The 19,883-nt window shown below is 70.6% G+C and carries 19 protein-coding genes; 12 read left to right on the forward strand and 7 right to left on the reverse strand.

From position 1 onward, the window contains the following. Nucleotides 1-334: 334 nt before the first annotated feature. Nucleotides 335-988: an NAD(P)-binding domain-containing protein gene (locus O7616_RS02480; protein WP_282305430.1), complete on the forward strand. Its 654-nt coding sequence runs from the start codon at nt 335-337 to the stop codon at nt 986-988. A gap of 61 nt (nt 989-1,049) precedes the next feature. Here the strand turns inward: O7616_RS02480 and O7616_RS02485 are convergent, their stop codons facing one another. Together O7616_RS02485 and O7616_RS02490 are read right to left on the reverse strand one after the other, a co-directional pair. Continuing rightward, a complete protein-coding gene (locus O7616_RS02485) occupies nt 1,050-1,733 on the reverse strand; it encodes a response regulator transcription factor (protein WP_110563227.1) in 684 nt (227 codons plus the stop codon). Between the two features lie 23 nt (nt 1,734-1,756). After that, nucleotides 1,757-3,040, reverse strand: a complete 1,284-nt coding sequence (locus tag O7616_RS02490; protein ID WP_282305431.1) for an ATP-binding protein — start codon at nt 3,038-3,040, stop codon at nt 1,757-1,759. A gap of 204 nt (nt 3,041-3,244) precedes the next feature. On the opposite strand from O7616_RS02490, the gene phoU reads away from it, so the two are divergent. Further along, the gene (phoU, locus tag O7616_RS02495; RefSeq protein WP_282264305.1) at nt 3,245-3,898 is read left to right on the forward strand and encodes a phosphate signaling complex protein PhoU; all 654 of its coding nucleotides are present in this window, start codon (nt 3,245-3,247) and stop codon (nt 3,896-3,898) included. A 46-nt stretch (nt 3,899-3,944) separates the two neighbouring features. On the opposite strand, the gene O7616_RS02500 is transcribed toward phoU, so the two are convergent. Beyond that, nucleotides 3,945-4,712 (reverse strand): phosphoglyceromutase, encoded by a 768-nt coding sequence (locus O7616_RS02500; protein WP_088987447.1) that lies wholly within the window; start codon nt 4,710-4,712, stop codon nt 3,945-3,947. 152 nt (nt 4,713-4,864) lie between these two features. Between O7616_RS02500 and O7616_RS02505 the strand changes: the two genes are divergently transcribed. Together O7616_RS02505 and O7616_RS02510 are read left to right on the forward strand one after the other, a co-directional pair. Further along, complete coding sequence (locus O7616_RS02505) at nt 4,865-6,148, forward strand: MFS transporter (RefSeq protein WP_282305432.1); 1,284 nt, start codon at nt 4,865-4,867, stop codon at nt 6,146-6,148. A gap of 98 nt (nt 6,149-6,246) precedes the next feature. Then, a complete protein-coding gene (locus O7616_RS02510) occupies nt 6,247-7,536 on the forward strand; it encodes an MFS transporter (RefSeq protein ID WP_282305433.1) in 1,290 nt (429 codons plus the stop codon). A 373-nt stretch (nt 7,537-7,909) separates the two neighbouring features. Here the strand turns inward: O7616_RS02510 and O7616_RS02515 are convergent, their stop codons facing one another. Then, on the reverse strand, nt 7,910-8,167 hold the full coding sequence (locus tag O7616_RS02515) for a hypothetical protein (RefSeq protein ID WP_282305434.1): 258 nt from the start codon (nt 8,165-8,167) through the stop codon (nt 7,910-7,912). 217 nt (nt 8,168-8,384) lie between these two features. On the opposite strand from O7616_RS02515, the gene O7616_RS02520 reads away from it, so the two are divergent. Beyond that, nucleotides 8,385-8,999, forward strand: coding sequence for a hypothetical protein (locus tag O7616_RS02520; protein WP_282305435.1), 615 nt, complete (start codon nt 8,385-8,387; stop codon nt 8,997-8,999). Nucleotides 9,000-9,252: 253 nt separating this feature from the next. Here O7616_RS02520 and O7616_RS02525 read toward each other — a convergent pair whose 3' ends face one another. Together O7616_RS02525 and mshA are read right to left on the reverse strand one after the other, a co-directional pair. Continuing rightward, on the reverse strand, nt 9,253-9,768 hold the full coding sequence (locus tag O7616_RS02525; protein ID WP_282305436.1) for a YbjN domain-containing protein: 516 nt from the start codon (nt 9,766-9,768) through the stop codon (nt 9,253-9,255). Between the two features lie 91 nt (nt 9,769-9,859). Beyond that, nucleotides 9,860-11,329: a D-inositol-3-phosphate glycosyltransferase gene (gene mshA / locus O7616_RS02530; protein WP_282307508.1), complete on the reverse strand. Its 1,470-nt coding sequence runs from the start codon at nt 11,327-11,329 to the stop codon at nt 9,860-9,862. Between the two features lie 98 nt (nt 11,330-11,427). On the opposite strand from mshA, the gene O7616_RS02535 reads away from it, so the two are divergent. Both O7616_RS02535 and O7616_RS02540 read left to right on the forward strand, forming a co-directional pair. Continuing rightward, nucleotides 11,428-12,192: an SDR family oxidoreductase gene (locus O7616_RS02535; RefSeq protein ID WP_282305437.1), complete on the forward strand. Its 765-nt coding sequence runs from the start codon at nt 11,428-11,430 to the stop codon at nt 12,190-12,192. Nucleotides 12,193-12,208: 16 nt separating this feature from the next. Continuing rightward, nucleotides 12,209-13,012, forward strand: a complete 804-nt coding sequence (locus O7616_RS02540; protein WP_282305438.1) for a class I SAM-dependent methyltransferase — start codon at nt 12,209-12,211, stop codon at nt 13,010-13,012. A 186-nt stretch (nt 13,013-13,198) separates the two neighbouring features. On the opposite strand, the gene O7616_RS02545 is transcribed toward O7616_RS02540, so the two are convergent. Next, the gene (locus O7616_RS02545) at nt 13,199-14,281 is read right to left on the reverse strand and encodes a UDP-N-acetylmuramate dehydrogenase (RefSeq protein WP_282305439.1); all 1,083 of its coding nucleotides are present in this window, start codon (nt 14,279-14,281) and stop codon (nt 13,199-13,201) included. Nucleotides 14,282-14,350: 69 nt separating this feature from the next. On the opposite strand from O7616_RS02545, the gene O7616_RS02550 reads away from it, so the two are divergent. The 5 genes from O7616_RS02550 (at nt 14,351) to O7616_RS02570 (ending at nt 19,866) form a co-directional block, all read left to right on the forward strand. Next, complete coding sequence (locus O7616_RS02550) at nt 14,351-15,109, forward strand: maleylpyruvate isomerase family mycothiol-dependent enzyme (protein WP_282305440.1); 759 nt, start codon at nt 14,351-14,353, stop codon at nt 15,107-15,109. A gap of 183 nt (nt 15,110-15,292) precedes the next feature. Next, a complete protein-coding gene (locus O7616_RS02555; protein WP_282305441.1) occupies nt 15,293-16,600 on the forward strand; it encodes an extracellular solute-binding protein in 1,308 nt (435 codons plus the stop codon). Between the two features lie 70 nt (nt 16,601-16,670). After that, entirely contained in the window at nt 16,671-17,660 is a 990-nt protein-coding gene (locus tag O7616_RS02560; RefSeq protein ID WP_282305442.1) for a sugar ABC transporter permease, read from the forward strand. Further along, nucleotides 17,657-18,490, forward strand: a complete 834-nt coding sequence (locus O7616_RS02565; RefSeq protein WP_282264291.1) for a carbohydrate ABC transporter permease — start codon at nt 17,657-17,659, stop codon at nt 18,488-18,490. Before O7616_RS02560 ends, O7616_RS02565 begins: the two co-directional genes overlap by 4 nt. After that, nucleotides 18,487-19,866, forward strand: coding sequence for a GH1 family beta-glucosidase (locus O7616_RS02570; protein WP_282305443.1), 1,380 nt, complete (start codon nt 18,487-18,489; stop codon nt 19,864-19,866). Before O7616_RS02565 ends, O7616_RS02570 begins: the two co-directional genes overlap by 4 nt. The last annotated feature ends 17 nt before the right edge of the window (nt 19,867-19,883 follow it).

Here is a 19,883-nt window from a genome sequence, read left to right on the forward strand (position 1 = left end):
GCTTCGGTGATCCAGCCGGGACCACGCGGCCATGGCACGACGACCTCGCGACGGTCCCCGTGGACGAGAGGGCGGGACATGGGTCGAGGGCGCTTTGGAGCTGAATCGCTTATGGCATCAGCGGAGGAGAACGGCCGGCGACGGCGGGTGACTCGTTTGTGACATCAGCTCCAAAGGACTGCCGACCGCACTGCCGCCCTCCGGGCGTCCAGAGAGGGCCCTGCACGCCGACACCTCTGTGACTCGACAGGGGGCAGCGGTAGACAGACCTGTCTGTTAGCCTGCTCGCAATCGGCACGAGCCGATTGGATGTCCCGACGGAGGATCGATCGACATGCGTATCGCAGTTCTCGGCACCGGCTCGGTCGGTCGAGCTGTCGCCGCCCGCACGGCGGAGTTGGGTCACCAGGTGACCATCGGCACCCGCGATGTCACGGCCGTCCGGGCCGGCGAACACGCCCACTGGGCGGCGCAGCACCCCGAGGTCGGCCTGGCGACCCTCGCCGATGCCGCAAGCGGCGCCGAGCTGGTGGTGAACGCCACCAACGGCAACGGCTCGCTCCCCGCACTGACCACAGCCGGCGCACCGAACCTGGCCGGCAAGGTCCTGCTCGACATCGCCAACCCGCTCGACTTCGGTGCGGGCTTCCCGCCCACCCTGACGGTGCACAACACCGACTCCCTCGCCGAGCGGATCCAACGGGAGTTTCCGCAAGCCAAGGTGGTCAAGTCGCTCAACACGATGACCGCCGAGCTGATGGTGCACCCGCGCCGGCTCGCCGACGGCGCGCACAGCGTCTTCGTCTCCGGCGATGACGCGGAGGCCAAGCGGATCGTCACGGGGCTGCTCATCAGCTTCGGGCACACCGACGTGATCGACCTCGGTGACCTCTCCACCGCGCGGGGCACCGAGATGCTGCTGCCGCTCTGGTTGCGACTCTACGGTCGACTCGACACCGCAGACTTCAACATCAAGGTCGTCCGCTGACCGAGCGGGAACAGGCCGAAGGGGGCCTGCGCCGAGCGCGGGCCCCCTTCGCGTACGCCGATCACGGCTCGAACTTGTAGCCCAGACCCCGGACGGTGACGATGAAGCGGGGCGCGGACGGCTCCGGCTCGATCTTGGAGCGCAGGCGCTTGACGTGCACGTCCAGTGTCTTGGTGTCACCGACGTAGTCGGCGCCCCAGACCCGGTCGATGAGCTGGCCGCGGGTGAGCACCCGGCCCGCGTTGCGCAGCAGCAGCTCCAGCAGCTCGAACTCCTTCAACGGCAGCTGCACGGCCCCACCGTCGACGGTCACCACGTGCCGCTCGATGTCCATCCGCACCGGCCCGGCGGCCAGGGTGGGAGCACCCGTCTCGGCCACCTCCGGGCTCTGCCGGCGCAGCACCGCCCGGATCCGGGCGACCAGCTCACGCGGAGAGTACGGCTTGGTGACGTAGTCGTCGGCGCCGATCTCCAGCCCGACCACCTTGTCGATCTCGCTGTCCCGGGCGGTGACCATGATGATCGGCACGGCCGACCGCTGCCGCAGTTGCCGACAGACCTCGGTGCCCGACATCTCGGGCAACATCAGGTCGAGCAGCACGATGTCGGCGCCGGTCCGGTCGAACTCGGTGAGGGCGTCGGTCCCGGTCGCGGCGACCGAAACCTCGAAACCCTCCTTACGGAGCATGTACGACAAGGCGTCGGAGAACGACTCCTCGTCCTCGACCACCAGAACGCGGCTCAACGGGGATTTCCTTTCCATTGCTGTCAGACCTGCCGTAGCCCGGCCGGACCGGAGTCGATCCCAACCGGCGGCAGTGTCGCCAGAAGGTCGTCCGGTGGACTGGCAGGCAGCCGGAGGGTGAACGTCGACCCACCACCAAGAGTGCTCGACACCTCGACCCGTCCGCCATGGTTGCTCGCGATGTGTTTCACGATCGCCAGCCCGAGCCCGGTGCCGCCGGTGGCCCGGGAGCGGGCCTGGTCGGCCCGGTAGAACCGCTCGAAGATCCGGTCCACGTCGGTGGGGGCGATGCCGATGCCCTGGTCAGCGACGGCGACCTCGACGTGCTCGTCGTCGCCGCGGAGGGTGACCCGGACCGTGGTGTCCTCGCCCGAGTAGTTGATGGCGTTCTCCACCAGGTTCGCCACCGCGGTGGCGAGTTGGGAGTCGCTGCCGTACGCGGTGAGGCCACGCTCACCGTCGACGGTCACCTCGATCCCCCGGGCGGAGGCCGTGGTGCGGGTCCGGTCGACCACCTCGGCGATCACCCAGTCCAGGGCGACCGGCTCCGGTGGCGGCTGCGGTTCGGCCCCCTGCAACCGGGTCAGCTCCAGCAACTCCTGCACCAGCCGACCCAACCGGGTCGACTCGTGCTGGATACGTTCGGCGAACCGGCGGGCGGCGACCAGGTCCTCGGAGAGGTCGGGCGCCGCGGCGTCGGCCGGTTCGGTCGCGTCCAGCAACGCCTCGGCGAGTAGTTGCAGCGCCCCGATCGGGGTCTTGAGTTCGTGGCTGACGTTGGCAACGAAGTCGCGGCGTACGCGGGTCAACCGGTGCGCCTCGGTCACGTCGACCGCCTCGACCGCGATGAAGCCGTTGCCGATGCCCATGGCCCGCAGGTGCACGCCGAGCGGGTTCTCCCCCGCGCCGTCGCGACCTCGGGGCAGGTCCAGCTCGATCTCGCGCCGCACGCCGGTGCGGCGCACCTGGCCGGCGAGGGTACGGATCAGTGGGTGCGCGGCGATCGAGCCGGGAGTGCTGCCGGTACGGAGGAGCCCCATCGCGCGGGCAGCCGGATTGATCAGCACGGGGACGTCGTCGTTGTCGAGTACCACGACACCGGCGCGGAGCGAGTCGATCGTCCGGCGGCCGAGCCCGGTCTGCTGCTCGTCGGCTATCGCGGGCCTCCCCCTGCTCCAGCGGGAGCTCGCGCTGCCCGTCGACGTGGAGCGACCGTCCCGCGCGGGCAGGAACCGGGGCAGCAGGAAACCGGCGGCCATCCCGGCCACCAACGCCACGGCCACCACGACCGCCACCGCCCACTCCACCCGGCGATCGTAGGGTCATTGTTAACCTGGCTACCACACAGAACGGGACGAAACACCCGCACTTAGAGAAGTGTTCACCCCCACGTCTGGCGTCGTTCACCGTGGTTCATCAGGGGTCCGTCCGCGCGCCCTACCGTTGGCGTCGCACCTGCTCAACCCCCTGCGCCGGCACCCGTCGGCGGCGACCGACCACAGGACGTGATGATGCGCGACGAGTTCCGGGCCGACCTCCAGATCGTCAGCCAACTGCTGGTGGACATGGCGGAGGGCGTCCGCGCCGCCATGCGCCAGGCCACCCGGGCCCTGCTCACCGCCGACCGGCAGTCCGCCGAGACGGTCATCGAGCGGGACGCCGAGATCGACGACCTCTACCGGCACGTCGAGGAGCGGGTCTGTGACCTGCTCGCCCGACAGGCGCCGGTCGCCTCCGACCTCCGCGCGATGATCACCGCGCTGCACGTGGCCGCTGATCTGGAGCGGATGGGCGACCTGGCCGAGCACGTGGCGAAGACCGCGCTGCGTCGACACCCCTCGCCCGCCGTCCCGGCCGAGCTGCGGGCGGTCTTCACCGAGATGTCCGAGATCGCCGACCGGATGGCCGTGAAGATCGGTTCGGTGCTGGCGAAGCCCGACGTCGACCTCGCCGGCGAGTTGGACGGCGACGACGACGCCATGGACGAGCTGCACAAGAACCTGTTCGCGGTGCTGCTCGGCGACGACTGGCCGTACGGGGTGGAGACCGCCATCGACGCCACCCTGCTGGGCCGCTTCTACGAGCGCTTCGCCGACCACGCGGTCAACGCCGGTGAGCACGTGATCTACCTGATCACCGGGGAGAACAGCCCCACCACCAACTGACGCCGAAACGGAGGGCCCCCGCGTCGCGGGGGCCCTCCGTCCGGGTTCAGCGGCCCTGGTTGGCGACCGCGGCAGCGGCTTCCTTCGCTGCCGTCGGGTCGAGGTACGTGCCACCCAGGCTGAGCGGACGCAGCTGCGGGTCGAGGTCGTAGCGCAGCGGGATGCCCGTCGGGATGTTGAGCTTGGCGATCGCCTCGTCGGAGATCTGGTCGAGGTGCTTGACCAGGGCGCGCAGCGAGTTGCCGTGCGCGGCCACCAGCACCGTCCGGCCGGCCAGGATGTCCGGCACGATCGAGTCGTACCAGTAGGGCAGCATCCGGTCGACGACGTCCTTGAGGCACTCGGTCCGTGGCATCAGCTCGGTCGGCAACAGCGCGTAACGAGGGTCACCCACCTGCGACCACTCGTCGTTGTCGTCGATCGGCGGCGGTGGCGTGTCGTACGACCGGCGCCAGAGCATGAACTGCTCCTCGCCGTACTCGTCGAGGGTCTGCTTCTTGTTCTTGCCCTGCAGGGCGCCGTAGTGCCGCTCGTTGAGTCGCCACGACCGACGCACCGCGATCCAGTGCCGGTCGGCGGCGTTGAGTGCCAGCTCGGCGGTGCGGATCGCGCGACGCATCACGCTGGTGTGCACGACGTCCGGCAGCAGGCTGTGCTCGCGCAGCAGCTCGCCGCCGCGCCGTGCCTCACCCTCGCCCTTCTCGGTCAGGTCGACGTCGACCCAGCCGGTGAAGAGGTTCTTGGCATTCCAGTCGCTCTCACCGTGTCGCAGCAGGACCAGCGTCCCGACGGTGGGCCCTTCGCTCGCAGTCATGCGGATCATCCTGCCTCAACCGCCGAGTGGACACGCGGGCACCCGTCGTGACGACCACCACGTGAAAATGCGGATGACCAGCGACTCCGCCGGCCACTAGGGTTGTAAGGCACGGTAGTCAGATCGGTCATTACTTGTATACGGGGCGCCTTATGCGGACGATGCGGAGTTGGTTCCGGGACACCACCGGCGGCCTACCGACCACCTTCTGGTACCTGTGGTCAGGGACTCTGATCAACCGACTCGGCTCGTTCGTCCTCGTCTTCCTCGCCATCTACCTGACTCAGGAACGCGGCTTCTCCGCCTCCCAGGCCGGGCTCGTGATCGGCCTCTGGGGCGTCGGCGGCGCGTTCGGCACCACAGCGGGCGGCACCCTCGCCGACCGGTGGGGGCGGCGGCCGACCCTCCTCACGGCCCACGTCGGCGCCGCCGCCATGATGCTCGCGCTCGGGCTGGCCCGGGACCTCTGGGCGGTGGCGCTGGGCGCCCTGCTGCTCGGCATGTTCGCCGAGGCGGCCCGACCCGCGTTCGGCGCGATGATGATCGACGTGGTGCCGGCGAAGGACCGGCTGCGCGCGTTCTCGCTCAACTACTGGGCCATCAACCTGGGCTTCGCCTGCGCCGCCGTCCTCGCCGGCCTCGCCGCGCAGGCGGACTACCTGCTGCTGTTCGTCGTCGACGCCGGCACCATGCTGATCACCGCGCTGATCATCTTCGTCAGGGTGCCGGAGACCCGGCAGGCCGGCACTCCCACCGCCAGCGCGGCGAAGGTGTCACGCGGAGCCCTGCGCACGATCCTCACCGACCGGGTCTACCTCGGCTTCGTGGCGCTCAACCTGTTCGCCGCGCTGGTGTTCCTCCAGCACATCTCGATGCTGCCGATCGCGATGGGCGACAGCGGCCTGAGCCCGGCCACCTACGGCTCGGTCATCGCGCTCAACGGCATCCTCATCGTGGTCGGTCAGCTCTTCGTGCCCCGGCTGATCCGGGGGCGCAGCCGCTCACACGTGCTGGCACTGGCGTCAGTGGTGATGGGCCTGGGGTTCGGTCTGACCGCGTTCGCCGGCACCGCCTGGTTCTACGGGCTGACGGTGCTGATCTGGACGGTCGGCGAGATGCTGAACTCGCCGTCCAACTCCACGCTGATCGCCGAGCTGTCGCCGGCCGATCTACGCGGTCGCTACCAGGGCGTCTTCTCCCTCTCCTGGCAGATCGCCGGGGCGAGCGCGCCGATCCTCGGTGGTCTGGTGCGCGAGCACGCCGGCAACGACGCGCTCTGGTACGGCTGCGCCGCGCTGGGTGTCCTCACCGCGGTGGCCCACCTGGTGTCCGGGCCCGCCCGGGAGCGGCGGGCCGCCGACCTGCGCCGCTCCGGCGAAGCTCTGACGCCGGTCACCGCCGACCGGAGGCCGCAGCCCGCCGAGGCCGTCGCCTGACGACACGCCCGAAGATCAGCGGTCGACTGGCGCGACGCGGCCCGGGTTTTCTACCGTGCAGAGGAAACGGTTAAGAAACTGAACTGTCGGGAGGTCGGTTGCACGCCGTGCGGCGCTGGTGGCACGACACCGCGGGCGGGCTTCCCGCCACCTTCTGGTACCTCTGGGTCGGCCTCCTGATCAACCGGGCGGGCGCCTTCGCCATGCTGTTCCTCTCGCTCTACCTCACCGACGTGCGCGATGCGAGCGTCGGGCTCGCCGGCACCGTCGTCGGCCTGTACGGGGCCGGTGGCGCTGCCGGTGTGCTGCTCGGCGGAGTGCTGGCCGACCGGTGGGGCCGACGGGCGACCCTGCTCGCCGCGCACCTGACGACCGCCGCGCTGATGGTGGCGCTCGCCTTCAGTCAGGCCCTTCTCCTCATCGCGGTGCTCGCCGCGCTGGTCGGCGTGGTCCACTCGATGCCCAGTCCGGCGTTCGTCGCGGCGATCGTCGACGTGGTACCTGCCGAACGCCGCTCGCGGGCGTTCAACCTCCAGTTCTGGGCGTTCAACCTGGGGATGGCGGTCGCCTCGTTGCTCGCCGGGGTGCTGGCCGAGGCGAGCTTCACCGCGCTGTTCCTGGTCGACGCCGCCGCCACGCTCACCGCCGCCGTCGTGATCGGCTGGAAGGTACCGGAGACCCTGCGCCTGGCCACGTCGACAGCCGACCAGCCGCGAGCCACCAGTCCGGCACCGAGGACTCTCCGGCCCCGGCGGCCCGGACTGCACACCGCCCTCACCGACCGCACCTTCCTGGTCTTCGTCGGGCTCACCTTCGTCCTGGCCGTGCTCACCATGCAGACCTCGACGATCATGCCGCTGGCCATGCGCGACGACGGTCTGGGCCCGTCGGCGTACGGGCTGGTGGTGGCGCTCGGCGGAGCGCTGATCGTGATCGGGCAACTGTTCGTGCCCCGGCTGATCGACAGGCACCGCAAAGACGTCGTACTGGCCGCCTCCACCACGCTGCTCGCTCTCGGCTTCGGGGTGCTCGCCGTCGCCGACGAACTGGCCGTCTACCTCGCCGCCGCGGTGGTCTGGACGGTCGGCTCGATGATCGCCGCTCCGCCCAACGCGCAGATCAACGCCGACCTGGCACCACCCCAACTACGGGCGCGGTACCAGTCGGTCTTCTACCTGACGTTCCCGGCGGCCGCATTCGTCGCCCCCACCCTCGGCGGGGTGAGCCTCCAACACCTCGGCGACCGGCACTGGCTGATCGTGGGCGGGTTGGGCCTGCTGGCCGCGCTCGGCCACCTGTTGGCCGGGCCGCCCCGGGAACGGCACGTCGCCGCACTACAGAAAGCGGGGGAACCGCCGACACCCGCCGAACGGGTATCGGCGTCGTAATCGCCGTTACAACGCAAAGCGCCCACCACTACCCGAAGGTGGTGGTGGGCACCCGCCGGTGGGGCCGGCGGCGGCGGGCAACACTCACCCCCGTAAGCATCGCCCGCTCACGCCGCCGGTCCAAACAGGTGGTCACCGTCCCCCAACGGCTAATCCACCCGTCCCCTCGCGTCTCGCCTGGTGCACGGATCTGATCGATCCGCCGCTCCCCCGAACGTTTCCAAGCGTGACGCGGCGCAATAAAGCTAGTTCGCCCGGATTCTGGATTCAACCCAGAACGGCTGTCTCGCCCGTCACAACTGACGAGTATCCGCTGCTCCGGCCTCGGTCATTGGCAACAGCCGCGTACCCGTCAGCCATTCCCGCAAACACCTCAACCGTCTTCCCGATCGGGTGACTCGGTCCGGAAGAAGTTGCTCGGCCGGCCGTCGCGCAACTGTTCCTGATAAATCAGGTTCAGTCGGCGCAGGTCGAAGGTGTAGAACCAGTCATCCCAGGTGATCTCACGGATTCGGCTGCTTTCCCGATATCCGGGGATGTTGAAGGTCAACACACCCACCCGACCATCCCGCTCGGTACCCGCGATGGTCGCCGGCTTCGCACCACGATCGCGAGCCCACCGCTGGATCACCTCGTGGTTCGCGGTGATCAGGCTTCGCCCCGGCCGCTCCGGCCGATCCATCGTCGACGAGATCACCTGCGAACTACGGACCGATCGCCCGGTCCCCCGTCCGGTCCGGATCCCCCCGGCCGCCGACGGAGGCGCGGTGCGCTTGGCGGGTGCCGCACGCTTCGCCGCCGGCCGCGCCGACGCCTTCTTGGCCGGAGCCTTCTTGGCCGGAGCCTTCTTGGCAGCCACCTTCCGCGCGGACGCCGCCTTCCGGGCGGACGTCGTACGGGCCGTCGCTGTCTTGCGCGCGGCCGTCGACGTGCTCGCCGCTGTCGTCCTCTTCGCGGCGGTCGTCTTCCTGGCTGCGGTCGTCTTCTTGGCGGCCGTCGTCCTCTTGGCGGCCGTCGTCCTCTTGGCGGCCGTCGTCCTCTTGGCGGCCGTCGTCTTCTTCGCGGCCGTCGTCTTCTTCGCGGCGGCCCGCTTGGCGGGAGCACTCTTGTTCGCCGGTACGGCCTTCGCGCGACTCGGTGCCGCCCTCGACGCCGACTTCTTCGTCGCGGCGGCCCGACCGGCCGACGCCCTGGTGCCGGTGGCCCGACCAGCCGGTCCGGTGCTGCGCCGGGCCGCACCAGAGGCACCGGAACGCAGCGAGCGGACCAACTGCTTCACCAACTCGGGCTTGCGCAGCGCCGAGATCCCGGAGACCCCGCGTTTGCGTAGCTGCCCGCGGATGTCGTCCACCCGCATCCGGGAGATCTCCGACTCGGAGACCCCTGGGGTACCCGGCGTCTGGTTGCCGGCCTGTCGCTTCGTCCTGGTCGCAGTCGCGCCGCGACCTGAGCTGTTCCGCTGAGCCATGGGACGCTCCGCTCCTTGAACTCCGTCCTCGGCGCGCGGGGGTCCCTTGCCGCACCGCGCGGTGCGGCATACCCGTCAGGAGCAGTCCGAACCTCCGTCCGTTCCCCATGATCGTGCTGGTTCCAGGAAGTAGTGGCCTCGGCGCGGGGACCAGACCACTACTTCCTGGATCGAGCACGATCATGGCGAGCGGCGCGAGGCGCAGGGCCCCCGGGCGGGCGGGGTGCCGGGCGCCGGTGGGCGGGTGGTCAGACCGGGTCGGGGCCGGCGCCGGAGGGCTCGAAGAGGTGGGCGAACGCGGCCAGGTTGGCCGTCGACTCGCCGCGCTTGGCCCGCCACTCGTACTCGCGCCGGATCGAGCTGCCGAAGCCGATCTCCAGCATCGTGTCGAACGACTCGTCGGCGTACGTGAGCACCGATCCGAGCAGCCGGTCCAACTCGTCGGCGTCCACCCCGGCCGGGTTGACCCGCCCGGTCAGGTAGACGTCGCCGACGGCGTCGGTGGAGAACGAGACGCCGTACATCCGTGCGTTGCGCTGCAACAGCCAGGCCCACAACTCCTCGCGCCGCTCGTCGGGCTGGCGCATCACGAACGCCTCGATCCGCAGGGCGTGCTCGCCGACGATCAGGTTGCAGATCGTCTTGAGCTTGTGGGTGCCCGGCAGGGTCACCGCGTACGAGTCGGGGCCGGTCGACTCCCAGGCCAGGTCCCGCTCGGCGCAGACCGACTCGATCAGGGTCGCAAGATCGCTCTTCGGGCTCACCGGACCCACTCTACGACCGACCCGGCCGGCTCACCCGTCGGCGACCAGCGCCCCCGGGGTCACCAGGAGCAGGAGAGCAGCGCCCTCCGGGTCACCAGGAGCAGGAGAGCGCGGGGTCGCACGCCAGGTCAGCCGCGCGCCGAGCGCGGTGCGCGGCGATGGCCTCGCCGTACACGCCGAGGAGGCCGGTGACCGTGCGGTCCCAGGAGAAGCGCCGAGCGTGCTGCTCGGCACCGCGGGCCAGCATCGCCCGGCGTGCCCGGTCCGGCAGCAGGTGCCCCAGCGCACGGGCCCAGTCGACCGGGTCGTGCCCGTCGATCAGCACTCCGCTGGCCTGATCCCGCACGGCGGTGACCAGTCCTCCGACCGCGGCGGCCAGCACCGGCGTGCCGCAGGCCTGCGCCTCCAGGGCGACCAGCCCGAACGATTCGTTGTGCGACGGCACCGCGACCAGGTCGGCCGCCCGGTACAGCGCCGGCAGGTCGTCTCCGGTGAGCGGTGGAAGGAACCGGACGCCGTCGGCGACCCCGAGCGTGGCGGTCAGCTCGATCAGCGCCGTCGGTCGATCCAGCCCACTTCCGCTGGGCCCGCCGCAGATCACCACGGTCACCCGGTCGGCGAGTGCCGGATCGCGCTCGCGCAGGGCGGCGACCGCGCGGATCAACACGTCGGGGGCTTTGAGCGGCTGGATCCGACCGACGAAGGCGACCACGTACCCATCGGTCGGTAGTCCCAGCCGGCGGCGAGCCTCGCGGGCAGCCGCGGACCGGTCGCCCGGCGCGGGCCGGAACCGGTCCAAATCGACTCCCGGCTGTACGACGGACACCCGGGTCGGGTCGGCGTCGTACCGGGCGAGGAGGTCGGTGGCCTCGACCCGGGTGTTGGCGACCAGCCGGTCCGCCTCGGCGACGACCTGCTCCTCGCCGATCACCCGGGCCTTCGGCTCCGGCCGGTCACCCGCCGCGAGCTGAGCGTTCTTGACCTTCGCGAGGGTGTGCGAGGTGTGCACCAGCGGCACGCCCCACCGCTCCTTGGCCAGCCAGCCGACCTGGCCGGACAGCCAGTAGTGGGAGTGGATCAGGTCGTAGTGCCCGGGCGGGCGCGATGCCTCGGCCCGCAGCACCCCGGCGGTGAAAGCGCAGAGCTGGCCGGGCAACTCCTCCTTGGTGAGGCCCTCCAGAGGGCCGGAGGTGATGTGCCGGACCTGCACGCCGGGTGCCATCTCGACCACCGGGGGAAGGTCGCCGGAGGTGGCCCGGGTGAAGATCTCCACCTCGACGTCGGCCTCGGCGAGCCGCCGGGCGACTTCCAGGATGTAGACGTTCATTCCACCGGCGTCGCCCGTTCCGGGCTGGTGCAGGGGGGAGGTGTGCACGGACAGGGTGGCGATGCGGCGGGGGCGGGGCCACGGTCGGGCACCTCGCTGACGTCCGACACCGGTGTGCATTTCCGCCACATCCGCTCCTTCTTCACGGTTGATGCCGTCTCGCACGACCGGCGCTTCTCGGTCAACCTGTACGCCGGATGTCATCTTCCCCATCGGGCATCGGAAATTCCCCAGCGCGGCCCCCGCGCGTGACGGACCTCATCACCGGAGCCGTCGATGGCCGGCCCACGCCCGGTCGGGACGGGTCGTACGGCCGGGGGGAGAATGCCGGGATGACCTCTGTCGCCATCGTCACCGGAGCGTCCAGCGGAATCGGCGCGGCCACCGCCCGCCGGCTCGCCGCCGACGGCTTCCACGTGCTCGCCGCCGCCCGCCGCACCGACCGGCTCACCGACCTGGTCGCCGAGATCACCGCCGCCGGTGGGCAGGCCACCGCCGTGACCTGCGACATCACCTCGGACGAGTCGGTGGCCGCGTTGGCCGAGGCCGCCGCCCAGGCACCCGGGCCGGTCACCCTGCTGGTCAACAACGCGGGCGGAGCGCGCGGGCTGGACCCGGTGGAGTCCGGCTCGGTCGCCGACTGGCAGTGGATGTACGACGTGAACGTCCTCGGCACGCTGCGGGTCACCCAGGCGCTGCTGCCGGCGCTGGAGGCGTCCAGGTCCGGCACCATCGTGGTGGTCTCCTCCACCGCCGGCCTGACCGTCTACGAGGGCGGGGGCGGCTACACGGCGGCGAAGCACGCGCAGACCGCCATCGCCGGCACCCTCCGTCTGGAGCTGTGCGGCCGGCCGCTGCGGGTGATCGAGATCGACCCGGGGATGGTGAAGACCGACGAGTTCGGGTTGGTCCGCTTCGAGGGCGACGCGGAGCGGGCGGCGGCCGTCTACGCCGGGGTGCCGGGGCCGCTGGTCGCCGAGGACGTCGCCGACTGCATCGCCTGGTGCGCCACCCGCCCGGAGCACGTCAACGTCGACCGGTTGGTGGTCCGGCCACGGGCGCAGGCCGCCCAGCACAAGGTGCACCGGGTCTCCTGACTCGGGGACCGGGCGAATGAGCGGGGCTCCCCGACGCCGACCACTGGGCGTGGTCACCCGGGGCACCACCAACCCGAACCGGCTCCGCCGGGTGGACAACTGGATCGTGGCGACCTGCGCCGAGCGACTGCGGGCGGCGGACGATCCGCTGGTGGTGGATCTCGGCTACGGCGCCACGCCGGTCACCGCCGTGGAGTTGCGGGCCCGACTGGCGGCCGGGGTCCGTCGGGACGTACGCCTGGTCGGGCTGGAGATCGACCCGGCGCGGGTGGCCGCCGCGACGCCGGCCGCCGACCCACCCGGCCTGACGTTCGCCCGGGGTGGGTTCGAGCTGGCCGGGCTCCGGCCGGTGCTGGTCCGCGCGTTCAACGTGCTGCGACAGTACGACGAGAGCGAGGTGCCGCACGCCTGGCGGACGATGACCGGGGCGCTCGCCCCGGGCGGCGCGCTGGTGGAGGGCACGTGCGACGAGTTGGGCCGCCTCGCCGGTTGGCTGCTGATCGACGCCGACGGTCCTCGGACGCTGACCCTCGCCGCGAAGCTCACCACGCTGGGCAGCCCGGCGGAGTTGGCCGAGCGGCTACCGAAGGCGCTGATCCACCGCAACGTCCCCGGTGAACCGGTGCACGCCCTGATCCGCGCCCTGGACGACGCCTGGCAGGCCGCCGCCCCCTACGCCACCTTCGGCCCCCGCCAGCGCTGGCTGAGAGCGGTGGGCAGCCTCCGGGAGACCGGCTGGCCGGTCCTGGACGGCCCCACCCGCTGGCGTCAGGGCGAGGTCACCCTCCCCTGGCCCGCCGTAACCCCCCAAAACACCTAACCCCACCCCACCCCACCCCGACCCCACCCCGACCCCTCTCCCGAGCCTCTCCCGTCGATCATGGAGTAGTGGTGGCCGTTTTCACCCCAGCAATACTGTTTGTCCCCACCACAACTCCATGATCGACCGAGCGGGGGTGGGGCGTGGTCGGGCGTGGGCGGGGGGGTGGGGTGGGGGGTGCGGGGCTTAGAGGGCGCAGTTGATCAGGACCGGTTCGGGGTGGAGGGTCACGCCGAAGCGGTTGTGGACCTCGTCGCGGATGTCGCGGGCCAGGGCCAGCAGGTCGGCGGTTCGGGCGGTGCCGCTGCGGTTGGTGAGGGCGAGGGTGTGCTTGCTGGAGATGGCGGTGCCGCCCGGCCCGGGGTGGCCCTTGGTGAAGCCGGCCTTGTCGATCAGCCAGGCGGCGCTGACTTTGACCATGCCGTCCGCCCCGGGCCAGGCGGGCGGGTCGCCCAGGTCGGCGGCGCGCTCCAGGAGCAGCTCGTACGTCGCCCCGTCGAGCACCGGGTTGGTGAAGAAGGAGCCGACCGATCGGGTGTCCGGGTCGGTGGCGTCGAGCACCATGCCCTTGCCGGCCCGCAGCCGCAGCACCGCCGCTCGGGCGTCCGCCAGCGGCACCTGGTCGCCGACCTGGACACCGAGGGCCCGAGCCAGTTCGGCGTAGCGCACCGGCCCGGAGAGCGGGGACCGGGTGAGCCGGAAGTCGACGGCGAGCACCACCCAGCGGTCCCCGTACTTGAAGATGCTCCCCCGGTAGGCGAACCCGCAGTCGGCGGCGGGGATGATCCGGCGGCTGCCGTCCACCCGGTCGTACACCTCGACCCCGGTGATCGTCTCGGCGACCTCCTGGCCGTACGCGCCGACGTTCTGGATCGGGGTGGCACCGGTCGAGCCGGGGATGCCGGAGAGGCATTCCAGACCGGCCCAGCCGTTGGCGACGGTGGCGGCGACCAGGTCGTCCCACGGCTCGCCGGCGTCGACCCGTACGGTCACCGATTCGGCGTCCTCCGCGACGACGCGAAAGCCACGGGAGCGCACCAGGACGACGGTGCCGGGGAAGCCGGCGTCGCCGATCACCACGTTGCTGCCGCCGGCCAGGATCAGCACGGGCTCGTCCGCGGCTCGGACCGCCTGGATGATCTCGTCGGCGCTACCGGCGGCCACGATCCGCGCGGCCGTCCCACCCGTCCCTAGAGTCGTGTAGCCGGCCAGTGGACCGGGGATGGCACGATCGGCTGCGGTTGTCGGCTGGGCGGAGGCGTCTGGCACGCCCTTCACCTTAGGCTGACTGATAGCCGTGGCACCCACTGGTCGCCCGGCACCCCCGGGAGGATGGCGATGAGCAGACTGCAGGGCAGCAAGGATTTTTGGATCGGGGCGCTCCGGGCGGAGGGTCCGGCTTTCGCGGCGGCGGTCGCCGAGGCGCCGCCGGAGACACCGGTGCTGTCCTGTCCGGGCTGGACGGTCAACGACCTCACACTGCACCTCGCGGGCATCTACCACTGGGTGTCGTCGTTCGTCGGCTCCGGCTCGACCACCCAGCCGGCCCGCCGGGAGCCGCTTGAGGCGACCCCGGGCGTGAGCCCGCTCCAGCTCTGGGAGCAGGGGTACGACCGGCTGCTGACCGTGTTCGACGGGCTCGACCCGGAGGCGCCGGCCTGGAACTGGGCCCCGCAGCCGAAGAAGGCCGGTTTCTGGCCGCGTCGGATGGCGCACGAGACGGCGGTGCACCGGTGGGACGCCCAGCTCGCGATCGGGGCGGGCGACCCGGTCGAGGCGAAGCTGGCGGCCGACGGGGTGAGTGAGGTTCTGGACACCTGGCTGCCCGCCGGTCGGCGGCAGGTGCCGGGTGACTGGCACGGTGTGGTGCAGCTTTCCGCCACCGACGCGGCCCAGGAGTGGTATCTGCGGCTCCGGGGCGAGGGGGTGGCGCTGCTCGACACGGCGACCATCTTCGACCACGACGACCACCATGCCCGGGCGCAGGTCAGCGGCACCGCCAGCGACCTGCTGCTGGCTCTGTGGGGGCGGGTGAGTTTCGAGACGCTGGACGTGGCCGGCGACCCCAACCTGCTGAACGGTCTGCGTACCGGCTGACCGGGCCCGCCCCGCCGAGGGCGTCACCCATTGACGGGTGACGCCCTCGGCTACGTCGTGGGTCACGTCGGCATATCAAAGAGAGCGCTCTCTTGACACCGGAAGGACCGCCCACCACCCTGTCGTGAGAGCGCTCTCTTGCCTATCGATCACCACCGACCACCTTGAGAGAGGTCGAAACCCATGGCTGTCTTCCCGCGCCGCCGCCTCGCCGCGGTGGCCCTCGCCGCGACCACCGCCCTGCTCGTCACCGCCGGCTGCGGTGGCGGCGACGAGCAGGGTGGGGACGGACCGGTCACCCTCACCGTCGACGTGTTCGGCCAGTTCGGTTACGAGCAGCTCTACCAGGAGTACATGGCCGCGAACCCCGACGTGAAGATCGTCGAGCGCGGCGCCGGCACCAACCTCGACGAGTACTCACCGAAGCTGACCCAGTGGCTCGCCGCCGGTCGTGGCGCCGGTGACATCGTGGCCATCGAGGAAGGGCTGATGGTCGAGTACAAGGCGAACCCCGGCAACTTCGTCAACCTGCTGGACCACGGCGCCGCCGACCTCAAGGGCAACTTCCTCGAATGGAAGTGGAACGCCGGGCTGACCGCCGACGGCAAGCAGCTGATCGGCCTCGGCACCGACGTCGGTGGCATCGCCATCTGCTACCGCAAGGACCTCTTCGAGAAGGCCGGCCTGCCCACCGAGCGGGACGCGGTCTCCCAACTCTGGCCGACCTGGCAGGACTACATCGCCACCGGCGAGAAGTTCGTCGCGGCCAAGACCGGCGCGTCCTTCCTCGACGGGGCCACCAACACCTTCAACACCATCCTGCTCCAGACCGCCGGCAACACCTCCGGCTACAGCTACTACGACACCAGCGGCAACCTGGTCGTGGACAGCAACCCGGCGGTACGGCAGGCGTGGGACACCACGATGGACATCATCGACTCCGGCCTCTCCGGCAAGTACGGCTCGTGGTCCGAGGAGTGGGTGTCCGCGTTCAAGCAGTCGAAGTTCGCCACCATCGCCTGCCCCGCCTGGATGACCGGGGTGATCGAGGGCAACGCCGGCCCGGCCGCCCAGGGCAAGTGGGACATCGCCCGGGTGCCCGGCAACGGCGGCAACTGGGGTGGGTCACACCTCGCCGTGCCCAAGCAGAGCAAGCACCAGGCCGAGGCGATCGAGCTGGCCAAGTTCCTGACCAGCGCCAAGGGTCAGATCGGGGCGTTCAAGGCCAAGGGCCCGCTGCCCTCCTCGCCGCAGGCGCTCGACGACCCGGCGATCGCCGGCGCGACGAACGCGTACTTCTCCGGGGCGCCGGTCGGCACCATCTTCGGCGCCGGCGCGAAGAGCCTCAAGCCGGTCTACATGGGCCCGAAGAACCAGGCCGTCCGCACCGAGGTGGAGAACGCCGTACGGACCGTGGAGCTGGGGCAGCGCAACCCCGGGCAGGGCTGGACCGACGCGGTGACCAACGCGAAGAAGGCCGCCGCCAAGTAGCCCAACCAGCGTGCGGGCGGGGCTCCGGCGACCGGAGTCCCGCCCGCACGACGGAAAGGAGTCCCCGGGCATGACCGTCCAGCTCGACGCCCGCCCGCCGGTCGTACCGGCACCCAAACGTTCGACGGGTCGCCTCAGCCGGCTCGACACCCGACTCTCGCCGTACCTCTACATCGCCCCGTTCTTCCTGCTCTTCGCGGTCTTCGGGGTCTACCCGCTGGCGTACACCTTCTGGGTCTCGCTGCACGACTGGGACCTGCTCGGCAGCGACCACCCGTTCGTCGGAGCGGAGAACTACACCCGGCTCCTGGCCGACGTCGACTTCTGGCACGCGCTGGTCAACACGCTCGGCATCTTCGTCATCTCGACAGTGCCGCAGTTGCTCGCCGCGCTCTGGCTGGCCAACCTGCTCAACCGGGGCCTGCGGGCGCGTACCGGCTGGCGGATGGCAGTGCTCGTGCCCAACGTCACGTCCACCGCCGCGGTGGCGATCGTGTTCGGGGTGATCTTCGGTCGCGAGTTCGGCATGGTCAACTGGCTGCTCGACATGGTCGGGGTGGACGCGATCGGCTGGAAGTCCAACCGGTTCGCGTCCTGGGTGGCCATCTCGGCGATGGTCGACTGGCGGTGGACCGGCTACAACGCGCTGATCCTGCTGGCCGCCATGCAGGCCATCCCCCGCGACCTGTACGAGTCGGCGTCCATCGACGGCGCGAACCGGGCCCGGCAGTTCTGGTCCATCACCGTGCCACTGCTCAAGCCGACGATCATCTTCTGCGCCATCATCGCCACCATCGGCGGGTTGCAGCTCTTCACCGAGCCGCGGCTGTTCCACTCCGGCACCAACCCGATCCGCGGCGGCACCATGCGCGAGTCGCAGACATTGACCATGTACATGTTCGAGAACGCCTTCGCGCCGCACTACAACTTCGGATACGGCTCGGCCGTGGCCTGGCTGCTCTTCGCGCTCATCGCGATCGTCGCGGCGGTGAACGTCCTGGTCCTCCGCCGCCTCGGCGGGTCATCGGGCCCCGACACCCGGAAGGGAGCGGCACGATGAGCCGACTCTGGCGGGCCAGCCCGCTCACCTACCTGGCCCTGTGCGTCGCCGGCGGCCTGTCGGTCTTCCCGATCTGGTGGATGTTCGTGGTGGCCAGCCGGTCCAGCGACGCGATGGGGCAACTGCCGCCGCCGATGACGCCCGGCGGCAACCTCGGGGCCAACATCGCCCGGCTGTTCGACAACGCCGACGCGTACTTCCTGACCGGGCTGATCAACTCGACGATCGTGGCCACCACGGTCACCGTCTCCGTGGTCCTCTTCTCCAGCTTGGCCGGGTTCGCCTTCGCCAAACTGCGGTTCCGGGGGCGCAACGCGCTGCTGCTGGTCATCATCGCGACCATGATGGTGCCGACCCAGCTCGGCGTGATCCCGCTGTACCTGCTGATGACCAAGCTGGAGTGGAACGACCGACTCCCCGCGGTCATCGTGCCCGCGCTGGTCACCGGCTTCGGGGTGTTCATGATGCGGCAGTACGCCGGCCAGGCGGTCAGCGACGAGCTGATCGAGGCCGCCCGGATGGACGGCTGCGGCACCGCCCGGATCTGGTGGCACGTCGTCCTGCCCGCGCTGCGTCCCGCCGCCGCCGTCCTCGGCCTGCTCACGTTCATGACCACCTGGAACGACTTCCTGTGGCCGTACGCTGTGCTGAACGATCCGTCCAATCCGACTGTGCAACTCTCCCTGCGGGCGCTGTCGGACGGGTACTACCAGGACATGTCGCAGGTGTTCACCGGGACAGCCATCGCGACGCTGCCCCTGCTGTTGGTGTTCGTGTTGTTCGGCCGGCAGATCATCGGCGGGATCATGGAAGGTGCGGTCAAGGCGTGAGCGAGATCCGATTTCCCGAACATTTCCTCTGGGGTGCGGCCACCGCCGCGTACCAGATCGAGGGTGCGGCCCGCGACGACGGCCGCGGTCCGTCCATCTGGGACACCTTCAGCCGTACGCCGGGCCGGGTCTACCAGGGCCACACCGGCGACGTCGCCTGCGACCACTACCACCGCTACGCCGACGACGTGGCGCTGATGGCCGAGCTGGGGCTGCGGGCGTACCGCTTCTCGGTCGCCTGGCCCCGCATCCAGCCGGACGGCACCGGTCCGGCCAACCCTCGCGGGCTGGACTTCTACGACCGGCTCACCGACGCGCTGCTCGATCGGGGAATCGACCCGATCGTCACCCTCTACCACTGGGACCTACCCCAGGCTCTGGGCGACCGGGGCGGCTGGACCAACCGGGACACCGCCGAGCACTTCGCCACCTACGCCACGGCCGTGTACGCCCGCCTCGGCGACCGGATCGACGTGTGGACCACCCTCAACGAGCCGTGGTGCTCGGCCTACCTCGGTTACGCCAACGGGCTGCACGCCCCCGGCGAGCAGGACCCGGGTGCGGCCTTCAGCGCCGTACACCATCTGCTGCTCGGCCACGGCCTGGCCGCGCGGGCGCTGCGGGCGGCCGGGGCGCGCAGCGTCGGCATCACCCTCAACCCCGCCGACGTACGCCCGGCCGACCCGGAGAGCGCGGTGGACGCCGCGGCGGTCCGCCTGGTCGACGGCCTGCACAACCGGATCTTCCTCGACCCGCTGCTGGCCGGCGGCTACCCGGACGACGTTCGTGAGCACGTGGCGCGGATCGTCGAACCGACGTTCATCCGCGACGGTGACGAGAAGCTGATCGCCTCCCCGATCGACCTGCTCGGAATCAACTACTACGCGCCCGGTTACGTGGCGGGTCGACCCGATGGTGCCGGCAACAGCGCGTACCCGGGCACCGAGGGCGTGGTGCACTTCGTGCCGCCGACCGGGCCGTTGACCGACATGGGCTGGATGATCGAGCCGGCTGGGCTGACCCGGCTGCTGGAACGGATCGCCACCGACTACCCCGGCGTACCGCTGCTCATCACCGAGAACGGTGGCGCGTTCCCCGACAAACCCGGCGCCGACTCGCCCGACGGGCCGACCCAGGTGATCGACACCGATCGCATCGCCTACCTCGACGGGCACCTGCGCGCGGCGCACGAGGCGATCTCCCGGGGCGTGGACCTGCGCGGTTATCTCGTATGGTCATTACTGGACAACTTCGAGTGGGCGGAGGGTTACCGCAAGCGGTTCGGGATCGTGCACGTCGACTACCTGACCCAGCGGCGCACACCGAAGGCCAGTGCCCGGTGGTACCAGGAGGTGATCTCCCGGAACGGGCTGTGACGAGCGGGGGGAAGGCG

It is taken from the genome of Micromonospora sp. WMMD964, from assembly GCF_029581455.1.
Classification (GTDB): domain Bacteria; phylum Actinomycetota; class Actinomycetes; order Mycobacteriales; family Micromonosporaceae; genus Micromonospora.

What these genes read in the sequence shown, in the direction of transcription:
- O7616_RS02540 (WP_282305438.1), top strand. Translation starts at nt 12,209, where the DNA reads ATGAGCGGGGCTCCCCGACGCCGACCACTGGGCGTGGTCACCCGGGGC.
- O7616_RS02480 (WP_282305430.1), top strand. Translation starts at nt 335, where the DNA reads ATGCGTATCGCAGTTCTCGGCACCGGCTCGGTCGGTCGAGCTGTCGCC.
- O7616_RS02560 (WP_282305442.1), top strand. Translation starts at nt 16,671, where the DNA reads ATGACCGTCCAGCTCGACGCCCGCCCGCCGGTCGTACCGGCACCCAAA.
- O7616_RS02555 (WP_282305441.1), top strand. Translation starts at nt 15,293, where the DNA reads ATGGCTGTCTTCCCGCGCCGCCGCCTCGCCGCGGTGGCCCTCGCCGCG.
- O7616_RS02565 (WP_282264291.1), top strand. Translation starts at nt 17,657, where the DNA reads ATGAGCCGACTCTGGCGGGCCAGCCCGCTCACCTACCTGGCCCTGTGC.
- O7616_RS02505 (WP_282305432.1), top strand. Translation starts at nt 4,865, where the DNA reads ATGCGGACGATGCGGAGTTGGTTCCGGGACACCACCGGCGGCCTACCG.
- O7616_RS02535 (WP_282305437.1), top strand. Translation starts at nt 11,428, where the DNA reads ATGACCTCTGTCGCCATCGTCACCGGAGCGTCCAGCGGAATCGGCGCG.
- O7616_RS02550 (WP_282305440.1), top strand. Translation starts at nt 14,351, where the DNA reads ATGAGCAGACTGCAGGGCAGCAAGGATTTTTGGATCGGGGCGCTCCGG.
- O7616_RS02500 (WP_088987447.1), bottom strand. Translation starts at nt 4,712, where the DNA reads ATGACTGCGAGCGAAGGGCCCACCGTCGGGACGCTGGTCCTGCTGCGA.
- phoU (WP_282264305.1), top strand. Translation starts at nt 3,245, where the DNA reads ATGCGCGACGAGTTCCGGGCCGACCTCCAGATCGTCAGCCAACTGCTG.